The sequence below is a fragment of the Cupriavidus oxalaticus genome (assembly GCF_038900635.1).
Lineage (GTDB): Bacteria > Pseudomonadota > Gammaproteobacteria > Burkholderiales > Burkholderiaceae > Cupriavidus > Cupriavidus oxalaticus_B.
In genome coordinates this window covers 173,195-187,887 of the sequence record NZ_JAYMRX010000008.1, presented here as the reverse complement: position 1 = coordinate 187,887, position 14,693 = coordinate 173,195, and the positions used below count along the sequence as shown (strand labels likewise).

Annotated in this window: 16 protein-coding genes; 8 read left to right on the top strand and 8 right to left on the bottom strand. The window is 69.0% G+C overall.

What is annotated here, in order from left to right:
• Positions 1–2 precede the first annotated feature (2 nt).
• Complete coding sequence (locus VSR71_RS15750) at positions 3–1,460, bottom strand: amidohydrolase family protein (protein WP_342914785.1); 1,458 nt, start codon at positions 1,458–1,460, stop codon at positions 3–5.
• Between the two features lie 19 nt (positions 1,461–1,479).
• Positions 1,480–2,829 (bottom strand): uracil-xanthine permease family protein, encoded by a 1,350-nt coding sequence (locus VSR71_RS15745; RefSeq protein WP_342914784.1) that lies wholly within the window; start codon positions 2,827–2,829, stop codon positions 1,480–1,482.
• Positions 2,830–3,131: 302 nt separating this feature from the next.
• On the opposite strand from VSR71_RS15745, the gene VSR71_RS15740 reads away from it, so the two are divergent.
• The 4 genes from VSR71_RS15740 (at position 3,132) to VSR71_RS15725 (ending at position 6,020) form a co-directional block, all read left to right on the top strand.
• Entirely contained in the window at positions 3,132–4,412 is a 1,281-nt protein-coding gene (locus VSR71_RS15740) for a molybdopterin-dependent oxidoreductase (RefSeq protein ID WP_342914783.1), read from the top strand.
• 10 nt (positions 4,413–4,422) lie between these two features.
• The gene (locus VSR71_RS15735; RefSeq protein ID WP_342914782.1) at positions 4,423–5,073 is read left to right on the top strand and encodes a c-type cytochrome; all 651 of its coding nucleotides are present in this window, start codon (positions 4,423–4,425) and stop codon (positions 5,071–5,073) included.
• Positions 5,074–5,164: 91 nt separating this feature from the next.
• Entirely contained in the window at positions 5,165–5,560 is a 396-nt protein-coding gene (locus VSR71_RS15730; RefSeq protein ID WP_342914781.1) for a metalloregulator ArsR/SmtB family transcription factor, read from the top strand.
• Positions 5,532–6,020, top strand: a complete 489-nt coding sequence (locus tag VSR71_RS15725; RefSeq protein ID WP_342914780.1) for an SRPBCC family protein — start codon at positions 5,532–5,534, stop codon at positions 6,018–6,020. The genes VSR71_RS15730 and VSR71_RS15725 overlap by 29 nt, the downstream gene beginning before the upstream one ends.
• A gap of 30 nt (positions 6,021–6,050) precedes the next feature.
• Here the strand turns inward: VSR71_RS15725 and VSR71_RS15720 are convergent, their stop codons facing one another.
• From VSR71_RS15720 to VSR71_RS15710, 3 genes are all read right to left on the bottom strand, one after another.
• On the bottom strand, positions 6,051–6,887 hold the full coding sequence (locus VSR71_RS15720; protein WP_342914779.1) for a universal stress protein: 837 nt from the start codon (positions 6,885–6,887) through the stop codon (positions 6,051–6,053).
• Positions 6,888–7,063: 176 nt separating this feature from the next.
• Entirely contained in the window at positions 7,064–7,387 is a 324-nt protein-coding gene (locus VSR71_RS15715) for a hypothetical protein (RefSeq protein WP_342914778.1), read from the bottom strand.
• Between the two features lie 103 nt (positions 7,388–7,490).
• Positions 7,491–8,435: a LysR family transcriptional regulator gene (locus VSR71_RS15710; RefSeq protein ID WP_342914777.1), complete on the bottom strand. Its 945-nt coding sequence runs from the start codon at positions 8,433–8,435 to the stop codon at positions 7,491–7,493.
• Positions 8,436–8,604: 169 nt separating this feature from the next.
• On the opposite strand from VSR71_RS15710, the gene VSR71_RS15705 reads away from it, so the two are divergent.
• The 4 genes from VSR71_RS15705 (at position 8,605) to VSR71_RS15690 (ending at position 10,987) form a co-directional block, all read left to right on the top strand.
• A complete protein-coding gene (locus VSR71_RS15705; protein WP_342914776.1) occupies positions 8,605–9,750 on the top strand; it encodes a DSD1 family PLP-dependent enzyme in 1,146 nt (381 codons plus the stop codon).
• Positions 9,740–10,168 (top strand): RidA family protein, encoded by a 429-nt coding sequence (locus VSR71_RS15700; RefSeq protein ID WP_342914775.1) that lies wholly within the window; start codon positions 9,740–9,742, stop codon positions 10,166–10,168. The genes VSR71_RS15705 and VSR71_RS15700 overlap by 11 nt, the downstream gene beginning before the upstream one ends.
• A 124-nt stretch (positions 10,169–10,292) precedes the next feature.
• A complete protein-coding gene (locus VSR71_RS15695; protein WP_342914774.1) occupies positions 10,293–10,682 on the top strand; it encodes a hypothetical protein in 390 nt (129 codons plus the stop codon).
• Positions 10,683–10,762: 80 nt separating this feature from the next.
• The gene (locus tag VSR71_RS15690) at positions 10,763–10,987 is read left to right on the top strand and encodes a DUF3820 family protein (RefSeq protein WP_063240740.1); all 225 of its coding nucleotides are present in this window, start codon (positions 10,763–10,765) and stop codon (positions 10,985–10,987) included.
• A gap of 11 nt (positions 10,988–10,998) precedes the next feature.
• Here VSR71_RS15690 and ggt read toward each other — a convergent pair whose 3' ends face one another.
• The 3 genes from ggt to VSR71_RS15675 all read right to left on the bottom strand — a co-directional run bounded on the left by ggt (position 10,999) and on the right by VSR71_RS15675 (position 14,653).
• A complete protein-coding gene (ggt, locus tag VSR71_RS15685; RefSeq protein ID WP_342914773.1) occupies positions 10,999–12,717 on the bottom strand; it encodes a gamma-glutamyltransferase in 1,719 nt (572 codons plus the stop codon).
• Positions 12,718–12,809: 92 nt separating this feature from the next.
• Complete coding sequence (locus VSR71_RS15680; protein WP_342914772.1) at positions 12,810–13,346, bottom strand: DUF1097 domain-containing protein; 537 nt, start codon at positions 13,344–13,346, stop codon at positions 12,810–12,812.
• Positions 13,347–13,384: 38 nt separating this feature from the next.
• Complete coding sequence (locus VSR71_RS15675; RefSeq protein WP_342914771.1) at positions 13,385–14,653, bottom strand: amidohydrolase family protein; 1,269 nt, start codon at positions 14,651–14,653, stop codon at positions 13,385–13,387.
• Between the last annotated feature and the right edge of the window lie 40 nt (positions 14,654–14,693).

Sequence of the window (14,693 nt, the reverse complement as noted above, 5' to 3'; positions counted from 1 at the left end):
CGTCACGCTGCCTCGCCGGTTGCCGGGACGGCGTGGCGGGCGCGATGCACGTCGGCCGTTTCATGCAGCTTGCGGATCGGTGCGTTGGCGACGGTGTCCGCGGCCATCTCGTGGATGGCCTGCATCAGCGCGCGGGCATCCCAGTCGGTGGGCCAGCCTTGCCACAGCCGCAGGCTGCCGTCGACAAAGACCGCGCGGATCTGGTCGCGGTTGGCCAGCCGCACCAGCTCCCAGGTCAGGTCCCACGACGGCGCCAGCTCGGGCACGTCAAGGTCGACCAGCAGGAAGTCGGCGCGCTTGCCCGCCGCGATCTCGCCGGTGAGCGCGCCCAGTCCCGCAACCTCGGCGGCATCGTGCGTGGCCATGTCGACCCAGCGCCAACCGGCGCCGCACGAAGAATCGCCCACGCCGATGCCGAAGGCAAAGCGTTGCGCCGACTCGGCGTAGTCGAGCAGGCGGAAGGCGTCGCTGCGGGTGCCGTCGGTGCCGAGGCCAAGGCGCACGCCGAAGGTCGCCATGGTTTCGGCGGGCGCTACCGCGTTGCCCTTCCACGCGCTGGCCACGGGATTGTAGGCCACCGCCGCGCCGGTATCGGCGAGCAGGCGGATCTCGTGCGGCGTCACCAGCGTGGCATGCGCCAGCAGCGCCGCCGGGCCCAGCGCGCCGACCGCCGCCAGGTGTTCGATGGGCCGGCGGCCGCAGGCGTTGAGCGAGCGCTCTACCGCCACCAGGTGCTCGTTGGCGTGGGTTTGGAAGATGCGGCCGGATTCGGCGCAGAGCTGGTAGACGTGGTGCAGCATCGCGTCGCTGGCGACCTCGGGGATCGAGATCGCCAGCGACGGCGCCACCAGTGAGTCGCCCGCGTACTTGTCGAGGTGCGCGGCGGCGCGGCGCAGGATCGGCGCGGCGTCGAGCGTCTGCGCGCCGGGCTTGTCGTTGCAGATCAGCCCCAGCACGCAGCGCACGCCGGCATCGGTGACCGCGCGCGCGATCGCATCCAGCCCGGCGTCGCTGCGCGTGCCGGCATCGACCACGGTGGTAAAGCCGCCGCGCAGCGCTTCCAGCGCCGCCAGCTTGGAAGACAGGTACAGGTGCTCCGCCGTCAGGCTGCCCTCCAGCGGCACCCAGACGCGGCGGAATATCTCCGACGGCTCGCCGAACACCAGCGACTTGCCGAAGGACTGGGTCAGGTGGTGGTGCGTGTCGATCATGCCCGGCATCAGCAGCATGCGCGGCAGCGGCAGCGTTTCCAGCCCGGGGAAGCGCGCCTTCACCTCATCGGCGCTGCCCACGACGGTGAAACAGCCATCCTCCACGACCACGGCATGCCCGCGGACCGCGCCCTGGCGCAGCAGCGTCCATTCCGGCAGCAGGATGCGGGGTTGCGTGAACAGGTCCGGCCGGAGCGCCGGGGCGTTATTGCCGGGCCAGGCCGGCAGGGTTGCATCGTGTCGAGTCATTGCGATTCAGGAATCGGGATCAGTGCGTGGCGGCGGCATCATCGCCGACCGCCGGGGCCGGTGCCGCGGCACGCAAGCCCGTGTGGAAAAACAGGAAGTTGAGAAGCGCGGCGGTAATGGCGCCCATGGCCACGCCGTTGCCGACCAGGATGCGCAGGTTGGCCGGCAGCCCGCCGTAGATGCCGGGCACCAGGATCGGCAGCAGGCCCACGGCCAGCGCCACCGCGACGACATACATGTTGGCGTGATGGCGCAGGTCGACCTTGCGCAGCATGTCGATGCCCATGGTGCCGACGATGCAGAACACCACCAGCCCGGTGCCGCCGACCACTGCCTCGGGGATCGCGCTGATCAGCGATGACACCGGCACCAGCAGCCCGAACACCACCAGGATCGCGCCCGACACCGCGGTGACGAAGCGCGAGCGCACGCCGGTCGCACGGACGATGCCGATGTTCTCGCCGCTGGTGATGATCAGCGAGGTGCCGAACATCCCGCCCACCAGCGAGGTCAGCGCATCCGCGCGGATGGTGCGCGGCACGTCGCGCTGCTGGTCCACCGGCTTGCCGACCGCGTCGCTGATCGCCAGCGTCTGGCCGGTGGCCTCCACCATCGAGATCACCGCAAACACCATCAGCGGGATCGCGGCCACCACGTCGAAGGTCGGCATGCCGAACGGGAACGGCGTGGGCAGCGCGATCACCGGCGTCATCGACACATTGCCGACATGGAAGGCGCCGGTCAGCACCGCCACCAGCGCGCCGCCCAGCAATCCCAGCAGGATCGCCAGCTGCGCCAGCATCCCCGTCAGCAGCCGCGATGCGGCCACCGTGCAGGCGATGGTGGCAAACGCCAGCAGCAGGTTGAGCGGATCGACCGTGGCGCCCGCGGCGGGATGACCCGCGACCAGCCGTCCCGAGACCTGCGCCAGGTTGATCGCTACCAGCAGCAGCATCGTCCCCACCACCACCGGCGGGAAATAGCGCAGGCAGCGCCGGAACACCGGCAGCACGCAGAAGTAGAAAACGCCGGTCAGGATCACCGCGCCGGTCGCGGTCTGCACGTCGGTCTGCTGCGCGATCAGGATGAACAGCACGATCGGCGCGCCGCCGGGCAGCATCACGAACGGCAGCCTGGCGCCGATGCCGCGCTTGCCCAGCGACTGCAGCAGCGTGCCCAGGCCGCAGATCACGAAGGTGGCGCTGAGCAGCTGCACCGCCAGCGCCGGCGGGAAGTTGAGCGCCTTGCTCATCAGGAACACGGACGCGATCGGCGACGCGGCCATGACAAGGACATGCTGGAGGCCGAAGACGAACAGGCGCCGCCATGGCAGCAGTTCGTCCACCGGCGCGGGGGCGGCGTGGGACATGAATAGGCTCCTCGTTTGGTGTGCCGGGCGTTGTGCGGTGGCCGGTGGCCAGCCGCTGCGTCTGTGCGCAGTTCGCCTCAGATGTTATGAATTTCCGCTAACAAAAACGTTTTGGTAAATGTAGGAAAAGCGAATCCGGGACGCAAGCGGTTTCCGCCAGCGCCAACGGCGGTGTTTTCCCTATATCGATTCAATCGATAACCGCTAGCAGGAAAACCCGTTTCACAAGCTAACACCATGGGTGCAAAGTGAGCGCCACAACGCATCGCGGGCACTCCCGCGAGCGCCAAGGAGAAGCCCCCATGCGAGACAAGAACACGCCCGCCGACCTTGCCGGCGCCCCGCACACGCCCCCTCAGCCTGCCCCCGCGCCCGCCCGTCGCCGTTTTGTCCGCCATGTCGGCGGGCTGGCGCTGGTCGCCTCGCCGCTCGGCGCCCTTGCCGCGAAGGCGACCGACGGCGTCACGCTCGCCGACGGCCCGCGCCCGCTGGTGCGCTATCCCGGCAAGCGCCCGCTGGTGCGTGTCAGCACCCGCCCGCCACACCTGGAAACGCCCTTCTCCGCGTTCAACGAAGGGCCGATCACGGCCAACGACGCCTTCTTCGTGCGCTATCACCTGGCCAACATCCCGCTGTCGGTGGACCTGAACACTTACCGGCTGAGCGTGGGCGGCCATGTCGGCAAGCCGCTGCGGCTGTCGCTGGATGAACTCAAGAAGCTGGCCGATCCCGTCGAGGTGGTGGCGGTGAACCAGTGCTCGGGCAACAGCCGCGGCTTTGCCGAGCCGCGCGTGTTCGGCGCGCAGCTGGCCAACGGCGCGATGGGCAATGCGCGCTGGACCGGCGTGCCGCTGCGCAAGGTGCTGGAGCATGCGGGCGTCAAGGCCGGCGCCAAGGTGGTGACCTTCAACGGCATGGATACGCCGGTGCTGCCGAGCACGCCGGACTTCCGCAAGTCGCTCGACATCGCGCACGCGATGAACGGCGAGCCGCTGCTGGCCTGGGGCATGAACGGCGAAGACCTGCCGCTGCTCAACGGCTATCCGCTCAAGCTGGTGGTGCCGGGGTATTTCGGCACCTACTGGATCAAGCACCTGTCCGAGATCGAAGTGCTCGACCACCCGTTCGAGGGCCATGACGCGTTCTTCATGACCAAGGGCTATCGCGTGCCGGACAACGATTGCCAGTGCGTGGCCCCCGGCACGCCGGCGGCCAAGACGAAGCCGATCTCGACGCTGGCCGTGCGCAGCTTTATCACCAGCGTCGAAAGCGGCGCCAGGCTTCCGGCCGACCGCACCGTGGCGCTGAAGGGCATTGCCTTCGACGGAGGCTCCGGCATCCGCACGGTCGAGGTTTCCGTCGATGGCGGGCAGAACTGGCAGGCCGCAAAGCTGGGCGAAGACCTGGGCCGCTTCTCGTTCCGCGCGTGGCACCTGCCGGTGAAGTTCGCCCGCAAGGGCCCCGCGGTGCTGATGGTGCGCGCGACCAGCAACAACGGCGAGACCCAGCCGGCCAAGGCCAACTGGAACCCCGCCGGCTACCGCCGCAATGTCATCGAAGCCACGCCGGTCACCATCGCCTGAGGAACGCGCCATGAAAGCAACCATCGCCCCCGCGCTGCTGGCGCTCGCCTTGCTCGGTGCCGGCCATGCCGGCGCCGCGCCGCAAGACATCAGGCTGCCGGCGGAGAACGTCAAGCTCAAACCCGCCAAGCTGCCCGGCTACGGCATCGCCATGCAGAAATGCGCGATCTGCCATTCGGCCGACTACGTCTCCTACCAGCCGCCCGGCCTGAGCCTGGCGCAGTGGACCGCCGAGATGAAGAAGATGCAGCAGGCCTACGGCGCGCCGATCGACGATGCCGAGGTCGAGCAGCTCGGCGCCTACCTGGCCGTGGCCTATGGCTCGGCCAAGGCAAAGGATCCCGACATCGTGGCGATTGCGCAGAAGGCCGGCAAGCCGGCTGCGCCTGCGCCCAGCGCCGCCGCTGCCAGCGTCGACGTGCAGGGGCTGCTGGCAAAGAATGCCTGCCTGAGCTGCCACAGCGTGACGCAGAAGGTGGTCGGACCGGCCTACCATGAGGTCGCCGTGCGCTACAAGGACGATGCGCAGGCCCAGGCGAAGCTCGAAGCCAGCATCCGCGGGGGCAGCAACGGCAAGTGGGGCGCCGTGCCGATGCCGCCGTTTGCCAGCCTGAAGCCGGAAGAAGTACGCGCGTTGGCGGCATACGTGCGTCAGCAATAACTTTTCCATCCGGCAACTCGCGCCCCGGCCATCGCCGGGGCGTTTGCATTGATTCCTTGCCAGACGCGACGTCACCCCTATACTTAGCCACATGGCTAACCATTACGCCGCCCAATCCGCCCTACCCGCCGTTCCCGAGCTGTCCGACGTCTTCTACGCGCTGGCCGATCCCACCCGCCGCGCCGTCGTCAGCATGCTCGGACGCGGTCCGGAAACGGTTTCGGCACTGGCAGCCCCGTTCGCGATGGCATTGCCTTCGTTCCTCAAGCACCTGCAGGTGCTGGAGCGCAGCGGCCTGGTCCGCTCGCGCAAGACGGGGCGCGTGCGCACCTGCGAGCTGGTGCCGCGGCCGCTGTCCGAAGCGCAGCAATGGCTGGCCGATCAACATGCGCTTTGGGAGGCCCGCACCGACCGCCTCGCCGCCTTTGTCGAAGCGCTTCACCAGGAGGAACTGTCTGATGCCGAACGGAAACAACGCAAGCCCTGAAGCCGCCCAGGACCTGGTCATCTCGCGCCTGCTCAAGGCGCCGCGCGCCAAGGTCTGGCGCGCGTGGAGCGATCCGGAACTGCTCAAGCAATGGTGGTGCCCCAGGCCCTGGACCACCGAGGTGCGCGCCTTCGACATGCGCCCGGGCGGGGCCTTCCATACCTTCATGCAGGGCCCTGATGGCGGCACCAGCGACAACCCCGGCTGCTTCCTGGAGGTGGTGCCGATGGAGCGCATCGTCTCCACGTCGGCGCTGGTGGCGGGCTATCGCCCGGCCAAGCCATGGCTGTCGATGACCGCGGTCATCACCATGGAAGACGAAGGCGACGGCACGCGCTACACCGCGCGCGTGATGCATCCGGACGAAGCCACGCGCAAGCAGCATGAAGAGCTGGGCTTCCACGAGGGCTGGAATATCTGCATCACGCAGCTCGAGGAATTTGCCTCGCAGCTGAAGTAAGACGGCAAGGAGGTTGCGGCGGCGCGGGCTTCAGTGCGAGAACAGCACCGGCACGGTCATCGACTGCAGCAGCACGCGGGTCACGCCGCCAAGGACCAGCTGGCGCAGCCGGCCATGGCCATAGGCGCCCATCACGATCAGATCGGCGCCAAAGTCCGCGGCGCGCGACAGGATCAGCTCGCCGATGGTCAGGTCGGCGCCGCCGGGACCGTGCTCGACCTCGACCGACGCGCCTTGCCGCTCCAGCACCCGCACCGCGTGGCTGACCGGCGTGGCATCGGCGCGCAACTCCTTGGCGGCGGTATGGGCGCCGAGTACGCGGACTTGCGCGCCGGCCAGCAGCGGCAGCGCGTCGTGCAGGGCGCGCGCGGCCTCGCGGCTGCCGTTCCAGGCCAGCAGCACGCGCGTGCCGATGGCGCTGAACTCGCCGGCGCATGGGACCACCAGCGTGGGCCGGCCGGATTCCAGCAGCAGTGCTTCCAGCAGCTGCCCGGCAACCGGGCCTTCGACGTTGTCGCCATCGTACTGGCCGGACACGATCAGCCCGGCCTCGCGCGCTTCGCGCAGCGCCAGCGTGACGGGGTCGCGATCGACCGCACGCCACTCGGCCACGACCCCAAGTTCGCGGGTGGCGGCCTCGAAGGCGCAATGCATGTTTTCGCGCTGCAGCCGGCGGCGTTCCTGGTCTTCGGCCAGGCAGCGCCGGGCGTCGTCCATGCGGTAGGACCAGCCGGGGTCGGGTACGCGCCCGGCCAGCAAACCGATCAGCGGGCAGCCGGCAGCGCTGGCGAGGCGGCCGGCAAGGAGCAGGCGGCGGGAGGACTGTGGATTGCCGTCCAGATGGACCAGGATGCTGTCGTAGGCCATGATGCCCTCGCTTCGGTCTTGATTGCATCCAGTCTAGGCCGCAAGACCGATTGGACCTTGACCCGAGTCAAGGCGGCCGGAACCCGCGGTTCATCCGACCGGCACCGAAAGCGGCAGGAAGCGGCAGGAAGCGCAGACGATCGGACGCGATCTCCCGCATCTGCCGCCGGCATCACTCAGTCGTCGTAGCCTTCGTGCCAGCGGCGCCATTCACGCTCGCGCCGCCTCTGCTCGCGCCATTCCCGCTCGCGCCACTTGCGCTCCCGCCATTGCTGTTCGCGCCAGGCGCGGGCGCGCCAGTCGTCGTAGTAAGCGGGTTCCACGACCACCGGTTGCGGCGGTGCCACATAGACCGGCGCCGGCTCGTAGTAGACCGGGGGCGGCGCCACGGCATAGCCCGGAATGCCGATGCCGATATCGACGTTGACGCGGGCCTGGGCGGTGCCCGGTCCCATGACTGCCACGCCTGCCAGAGCGCAGGCCGCCAGGATGCTTCGCATGGTGATGTCCTCCTGCCCGGCAATGTAGCGGCGCCCCGCGGCCGCAGGTGTTCGCAGATCGTTAGCCACGTAGCAACGTGTAACCGCACTGGCACTTTCCGCGCTAGCGGCGGCCCTTGCCGTCCGGCCGGCCGCGTTGCCCGCCGCCCAGCCCCTCCTCCAGGAACTGCATCAGCGCCTGCACGCGCGCCGTGCGGCCGCGCCGCGTGGGCACCAGCAAGGTCACCGGCGCGCTGTCGCACTCCCAGTCGGCGAGCACCCGCACCAGCGCGCCGCGCGCGATGGCATCGGCGGTATCCCATTCGGAGCGCAGCACCAGCCCGAGCCCCTGCTCCGCCCACTGGCGCGCGACGCTGCCGTCGTTGCTGGTATAAGCCGGCACCACGCGCACGGTTTCCCGCGCGGGCGAGCGCCTGGCGGCATGGGTTGCCTGCCGGCGGAAGCGCCATAGCGTCACGTCCTCATCGTTCTCGCGGATGCAGATGCAGGCATGGTTCAGCAACTCGCGCGGCTCGGCGGGCGTGCCGTGCTGGCGCAGGTAGCCGGGGCTCGCGCATACCCAGCGCGCATTGGGTGCGAGCGTGCGCGCGATCCACGACGAGTCGCGCACCGCGCCGATATGGATCACCGCATCCGAATCATGGCGGTCAGGCCACGGCGTCTCGCGCAGGTCCAGCTGCAGCCGCAGGCCCGGGTGGCGCTCGGCAAAGCGCGCCAGCAGCGGCGCCAGGTGGTGCCGCCCGTAGCCGAACGGCGCGACGACGCGCAGCGTGCCCGTCAGCCGGCTGTCCTCGCGCCGGAACGACTCCGGCAATGCCTCCAGCTGCGCCAGCAGCGCAGCGCCCTCGCGCGCAAAGCGCTCGCCCTCGGGCGTCAGGCTAAGCCGCCTGGCGGTCCGGGTGGCCAGCGCCAGCCCCAGCGTGGCCTCCAGCTTGCGCAGCCGTGCCGACAGCGCGGGTGGCGTCACATTGAGCGAACGCGCCGCCGCGCTCAGCGACGGCGACTGCGCGAGCGCATCGACCAGGCGCAGGTCCTCGATCTGGATCATTCACTTCAGCTTAACGATTGATGTTCCGCCATTTAACCACGGGCTACCGTTTGCTTCCTACACTGGGAACCTCTGGTCGCGGCGCCGCATCCGCGCTGCCGCCCGCCCAGCCCTGAAAGCAAGGGGCCAATTGCTGGATTGAACCTCGACTGAACCCATCGTGAACGACATGACCATTTCCCGCACCCCGCTGGCGCAACTCGAAACGCCCGCGGCAGTGATCGACACCGTGCGCATGCAGCGCAATATCGACCGCATGCAGGCGCACATGGATGCGCTCGGCGTGCGCTTCCGCCCTCATGCCAAGACCAGCAAATGCACCCCGGTCGTGCGCGCGCAGATCGATGCCGGCGCCAGCGGCATCACCGTCTCGACGCTGAAAGAAGCCGCGCATTTCTTTGCCGATGGCATCACCGACATCCTCTACGGTGTCGGCATGGTTGCCAGCAAGCTGCCGCAGGCGCTGGCGCTGCGGCGCCAGGGCTGCGAACTCAAGATCGTCACCGACAGCGCCGAATCGGCGCGCGCCATCGTTGCCTTTGGCGCGGCGCATGGCGAGGCGTTCGAGGTCTGGATCGAGATCGATACTGACGGCCACCGCTCGGGCATCCGTCCGGACGAGCCGGCGCTGATCGAAGTCGGCACCGTGCTGCACGAAGGCGGCATGCGCCTGGGCGGCGTGATGACGCACGCAGGCTCCAGCTACGACCTGGACACGCCCGACGCGCTGGCAGCGATGGCCGAACAGGAACGCGCCGGCTGCGTGCATGCGGCGCAGCGGCTGCGCGAGGCCGGCCTGCCGTGCGCCGTGGTCAGCGTGGGCTCGACGCCCACCGCGCTGTCCGCGCAAAGCCTGGAAGGCGTGACCGAAGTGCGCGCGGGGGTCTACGTCTTCCTTGACCTGGTGATGCACAACGTGGGCGTATGCGCCGCCGGCGACATCGCGCTGAGCGTGCTGACCACGGTGATCGGGCACCAGCCGGAGAAGGGCTGGGCCATCGTCGACGCAGGCTGGATGGCGATGAGCCGCGACCGCGGCACGCAGAAGCAGAAGCGCGATTTCGGCTACGGCCAGGTGTGCGCACTCGACGGCGCGGCCATCGACGGCTATGTGCTGAGCGGTGCCAACCAGGAGCATGGCATCCTGTCGCGCGAGGGTGGGCCCGACCGCGATATCGCCGCGCGCTTCCCGGTCGGCACGCTGCTGCGTATCCTGCCCAATCACGCCTGCGCCACCGGTGCGCAGTTCCCCACGTACCACGCGCTCGCCGCCGACGGCGAGACTACCGAATGGAGCCGACTGCATGGCTGGTAAACCTGACACAAGCGCCAACACAAGCGACCGCACGATCCGGACGATCTCCCCCGACACCCTGGCCACCCCAGGCGGCCACTACAGCCACGCCACCGTCGCCAACGGCATGGTCTTCATCTCGGGGCAACTGCCGGTCACGCCGGACGGCCGCAAGCTGGTCGACGCGCCGTTCGCTGAGCAGGCCATGCAAGTGCTGGCCAACGTCGAAGCTGCGCTGGCCGCGGCCGGCAGCAGCGTCGGCGCGCTGGTGCAGGTGCGCGTCTATGTCGACAGCATCGACAATTGGCCTGCCTTCAACGCGATCTACGCCGCATGGGCCGGCGAAGCGCGGCCGGCGCGCGCGGTAGTGCCCACCGGCCCGCTGCACTTCGGACTCAAAGTGGAGGTGGAAGCGGTGGCGCTGGCATCGCGCGCGTAATTAACCCGCTCAAGCGTGCATGGCAAGGCTGGTAAATCACCGTTGCAAAAACAAACAGAATGTCAGGTGGCTCGGCGCTAAAGTGGCCTTTCCCATGCCTGAAGGCTAATTTGGAGGTACACGCATGAAGCAACATCTGGCGAAATCCCTGTTGATGGCTGGCGCGATGGTCGCGTCCTACCCGCTGTTCGCACAGCAGGCCCAGCCCCTTCAACCGGCCCAGCCGATGCAAGCCACGCAACCGATGCAAGCCACCCAGCCGGCGCCGTCCGCGCAACCGATGCAAGCCATGCCGGCCACCGCACCGTCCGCGCAGGTCGCGCAGGCCCCGGGCGCAGCCAGCCCGTACGCACCGGCAGGCCAGCCAGCGCAGCCGGGCATGGCCCCGGCCCCGGTCGATCCGATGCGGGCAGCCGCACCTGCTGGCGCCGTCGATCCCGCCAGCATGAGCCTGGCCCCCGATGCGCTCGGCAGCCGCCTGGGCCAGCGCAGCACCTTCCTCGACGGCGCCTGACGCCAGACTCGCGTGCGTCCCGCGCGTCAATGGCGCGCGCAAGCTGTGGTAGCGTAGCGCCCTGCCGACTGGACGCCACCATGACTCCGTTCGATTCCGACGCACTGAAGCGGCTGGTCAGCGTCACCATGCCCTATGGCAAGCACAAGGGCACGGTGATTGCCGACCTGCCGGGCAACTACCTGAACTGGTTCGCCCGCGAAGGCTTCCCGCCAGGGGAGATTGGCGGGCTGCTGGCGCTGATGCACGAACTCGACCACAACGGGCTGTCGCATCTGCTGAAGCCGCTGCGCGGACGCGGCTAGCACCGCGCCGGCTACAGTCCCAGCGCGCGTCCGTCGCTGCGCGGGTCGTGCGCGCCGGCAAGCTGCCCTTTCGGTCCGATCCGGATCGCGCCCGGATGCCCGGCCAACTGGCTCTGCGCCGGGATCGGGCTCAGCTGGTGGCCGCGCGCCGCCAGATCACTGAACACCTGCCTGCCGGCGTCCTGCTCCAGCTTGAGGCTGTCGCGGCTGTCGGAGAACGTCTTGCCCAGCAGGAAGCGCGGCCGGCCGAGCGCGGTCAGCGGGTCCATGCCGTAGTCGATCATCCGCGTGAGCACCGCCGCCAGCGTCTGCGGCTGTCCGTCGGCGCCTTGCGTGCCGTACAGCAGCCGCGGGCGGCCGTTTTTCAGGAAGATGCCCGGGTTCAGCGTGTGGAAGGGCCGCTTGCCGCCCTGCAACACGTTGGGGCTGGCGGGATCGAGGCTGAACGACGCGCCGCGGTTGTGCCAGAGCACGCCCGTGTCGCCCACCACCACGCCGCTGCCCCAGTCGAAATACACCGTCTGCAGCATGCTGACGCAACGGCCCTCGCGGTCGGCCGCGCCGATATACACCGTATCGCCGTGCTGGTAGACATGCGGCCACGGCATGGCCCGGGCCATGCGGATGCGTTGCGCCTGCGCATCCAGGTGCCGGCGCGACAGCAGCCGGTCCACCGGCACGTCGACAAAATCGGGATCGGCAACGTAGCGGTTGCGATCCAGGAACGCCAGCTTCACGGCTTCGACCAGCAGGTGATAGTAGTCGGCGCTGCCCTCGGGCACGGCCGACAGGTCGAAACGATCGAGGATCCCCATGATCTCCAGCGTCGTCACGCCCTGCGTGGGCGGGCGCAGGCCCAGCAGTTCGCCGCCACGATAGGCCACGCGCAGCGGTACTTCCTCGCGCGCCTGGCAGCGCGCCAGGTCGCTGGCGCGCAACGGCGAGCCGGCCTGCGCCAGCCCTGCCGCCAGCCGGCCGGCGATATCGCCCTCATAGAACTCCCGTCCGCCCTCCGCCGCCAGCCGGTCCAGCGTGCGCGCCAGCTCGGGCTGGCGGAACATTTCGCCCGGCTTAGGCATGCGCCCGTCGGGAGCAAACACGCGGCCGAAGCCGCCCCAGGCCGGCAGGTCGGCGGCGCGGAACTCCTGCCAGAAGCACTGCGACGGCGTGACCGGGAAACCGTTGGCGGCGTACTCGGTGGCGCGCCCCAGCAGGCTCGACCACGACTGGGTACCGCCCCACTGGCTCTTGCTGAAGGCAAAGGCACGGTCCCAGATCGCGACCGTCGCGGCCGCGGTGAGCGCGGCACCCGGCCCGCGCAACGGTATTGTGCCGCTGTAGCCCGGCGTTTCGGCGGCGGCCTGCCCGATCCCGGAGAACGAGCGCACATTGCCGTCGCGGTCGCTGATCACCAGGAAGGCATCGCCGCCCAGCCCGGTGAAATGCGGATAGGTCACGCTCAGCACCGCGCCGATCGCAATCGCGGCCTCGATCGCATTGCCGCCAGCCTTCAGCACTTCCAGCCCGGCCTGGCTGGCGAGCCCATGCGGGCTGGTGACCATGCCCGCATCCGAATGCGCCAGGCCGCTGCGCGCCGCGGGCGCGGCGTCCTGCGCCGCCTCGGCGCTTGCCGGCGCGAGGATCGTGCTGCCCGCCAGCGCTGCCGAACTTGCCAGGAAAGCCCTGCGCGAGGTGCCGCCGCAGGGATCGATTTCCATCGTATGTTCCATGCCGCTGTATTCCATACCCATTCCCCCGAATCGGCTGCCCCGAGCTGTCGCCGCGCGGGCAGCCGCGATGATGATGACGATGCGATGGCGGCTCAGGCCTCGCGCTTGCGCGCCTGCCATGGGCGCTCGACCAGGCTTTCCGGCGCCGAGTAGCGCGCCTTGATCCAGGCATAAGCGGGGCCCAGGGCATTCATGGCGACGACGGCACCAAGCGCGGCGACGGGGTCGCCCGGCGTAGGCCCGAAACCGCCGAACAGCGTGGCGAAGTACGAGGCAAAGCCGAAGAACATCCCGGGAATGAAGCGCAGCGTGTAGAAGGCGCGCGCCAGGAACATCATGCTGGCGTTGAGCGTGAACAGGATCACCATCTCCGCCGCGATCAGCGCCGGTCCGGAGAACTGCTCGGCGGCCTGCCGGAAGCACAGCACGATCACGAACGCGAACAGCGACCCCACCGGCAAGGTCGGCCAGATCTTCCTCAGGTTCTCCGGCGTCGGCCCGCCCATGGCAAAGGTCGCGGCCCAGCTGATAAAGATGGCCCACGGCGGCAGGTGCGAGGCATGCGCGGCAATGGGAACGGTGGTGATGGCCAGCAGCGAGGCCACGACTTCGGCAGGCAGCTTCTTCATGATCGTCTCCTTGAAAGCCTTGAAAGGTATGGGGCGGTTCAGTGCGCGCAGCAGCGGTGCCGGCGGATGTCGCAGCGGTGCTGCGTCACCACCGTGATCCGCCCGCGCTTGACTACCCACAGGCGCGGCGGAATGTCGATCAGCGCGTCAGCCACCTTGAGGGTGTCGAGGATCACGATATCGGCCTGCCGGCCCACTTCGAGGCCATAGCTGTCGTGCAGCCCGATCGCGCGCGCGGCGTTGTGCGTGCCCATGCCGAGCACCGCGAGCTGGTGCTCCGGCACGCCGAACTGCGCCACGTGCGCGAGCATGTTGCCGATCTGCAGCATGTCGGCCTTGCCGAACGGCGTGAAGGCATTGCGGATGTTGTTGGACGAATACGCGACGTTGACCCCGCCGTGATGCAGCGCCTTCACCGGCGTCAGCCCGCGGCGCTGGTTCTGCGCGTCCTTGCGCCCGCCGAGGTACAGGTCGGTCGCGGGCAGGGTCACGATGCTGATGCCGGCCTCGCGCAGTTGCGCCACCAGCGGCTCCAGCTGCGCCGTGTCGAGCGCGCCCAGGCTGGTCACATGACCGAGCGAGACGCGGCCCTGGTAGCCGCATTCGATGGTCTTCCGAGCGATGTAGTCAACCGCGGCAAAGCGCTGGTCGGCAGTGTCGTCGGCAAAGTCGGCATGCATGTCGACCGGCGCGTCATAGCGTTGTGCCAGCTCGAACACCATGTCGATATGGCGCACGGTATCGGCCCAGCTCAGTTCGTTGTAGGGGCAGCCGCCGACCACGTCCGCGCCCATGTCCATGGCCTCGATCATCAGCTCGCGCGTGCCCTGCGACTTCAGGATGCCTTCCTGCGGGAAGGCCACGATCTGCAGGTCGAGCAGGTCCTGGTACTCCGCCTTGAGCTCCAGCAGCGTCTCCACCCCGATCAGCCCCTGGATCAGGTCGACGTCGGGATGGGCGCGGATCGCCACGGTGCCATGCCTGACCGCCATGTCTAGCACCTGGCGCGAGCGGTCCAGCACGTCATGCCGCTGCTGCCTGCTTTTCAGGATGCCGGTGACGCGGATGGCCTCGTCGAGCGTGCCCAGCCTGGCGGGCAGCCGGCGATGCAGCAGCGCCTTGTCCAGGTGCAGATGCGGCTCCACCAGGCCCGGGATGGCGGCGCGGCCGCCGGCTTCGATCACTTCGTGCGCCGGCGCGTCGATGCCGGGTTCGATGGCGGCAATGCGCCCGTCGCGGATGGCGATATCGGTCAGGGGCGCGTCGTCGCGGACGCACGCGTCCCGGATCAGCAGATCCAGCTGCATGGCGTGTCTCCTCAGGTCTTGTCGTTCTGGCGGAGCAGCT

What these genes read in the sequence shown, in the direction of transcription:
- VSR71_RS15750 (WP_342914785.1), bottom strand. Translation starts at nt 1,460, where the DNA reads ATGACTCGACACGATGCAACCCTGCCGGCCTGGCCCGGCAATAACGCC.
- VSR71_RS15745 (WP_342914784.1), bottom strand. Translation starts at nt 2,829, where the DNA reads ATGTCCCACGCCGCCCCCGCGCCGGTGGACGAACTGCTGCCATGGCGG.
- VSR71_RS15740 (WP_342914783.1), top strand. Translation starts at nt 3,132, where the DNA reads ATGCGAGACAAGAACACGCCCGCCGACCTTGCCGGCGCCCCGCACACG.
- VSR71_RS15735 (WP_342914782.1), top strand. Translation starts at nt 4,423, where the DNA reads ATGAAAGCAACCATCGCCCCCGCGCTGCTGGCGCTCGCCTTGCTCGGT.
- VSR71_RS15730 (WP_342914781.1), top strand. Translation starts at nt 5,165, where the DNA reads ATGGCTAACCATTACGCCGCCCAATCCGCCCTACCCGCCGTTCCCGAG.
- VSR71_RS15725 (WP_342914780.1), top strand. Translation starts at nt 5,532, where the DNA reads ATGCCGAACGGAAACAACGCAAGCCCTGAAGCCGCCCAGGACCTGGTC.
- VSR71_RS15720 (WP_342914779.1), bottom strand. Translation starts at nt 6,887, where the DNA reads ATGGCCTACGACAGCATCCTGGTCCATCTGGACGGCAATCCACAGTCC.
- VSR71_RS15715 (WP_342914778.1), bottom strand. Translation starts at nt 7,387, where the DNA reads ATGCGAAGCATCCTGGCGGCCTGCGCTCTGGCAGGCGTGGCAGTCATG.
- VSR71_RS15710 (WP_342914777.1), bottom strand. Translation starts at nt 8,435, where the DNA reads ATGATCCAGATCGAGGACCTGCGCCTGGTCGATGCGCTCGCGCAGTCG.
- VSR71_RS15705 (WP_342914776.1), top strand. Translation starts at nt 8,605, where the DNA reads ATGACCATTTCCCGCACCCCGCTGGCGCAACTCGAAACGCCCGCGGCA.
- VSR71_RS15700 (WP_342914775.1), top strand. Translation starts at nt 9,740, where the DNA reads ATGGCTGGTAAACCTGACACAAGCGCCAACACAAGCGACCGCACGATC.
- VSR71_RS15695 (WP_342914774.1), top strand. Translation starts at nt 10,293, where the DNA reads ATGAAGCAACATCTGGCGAAATCCCTGTTGATGGCTGGCGCGATGGTC.
- VSR71_RS15690 (WP_063240740.1), top strand. Translation starts at nt 10,763, where the DNA reads ATGACTCCGTTCGATTCCGACGCACTGAAGCGGCTGGTCAGCGTCACC.
- ggt (WP_342914773.1), bottom strand. Translation starts at nt 12,717, where the DNA reads ATGGAACATACGATGGAAATCGATCCCTGCGGCGGCACCTCGCGCAGG.
- VSR71_RS15680 (WP_342914772.1), bottom strand. Translation starts at nt 13,346, where the DNA reads ATGAAGAAGCTGCCTGCCGAAGTCGTGGCCTCGCTGCTGGCCATCACC.
- VSR71_RS15675 (WP_342914771.1), bottom strand. Translation starts at nt 14,653, where the DNA reads ATGCAGCTGGATCTGCTGATCCGGGACGCGTGCGTCCGCGACGACGCG.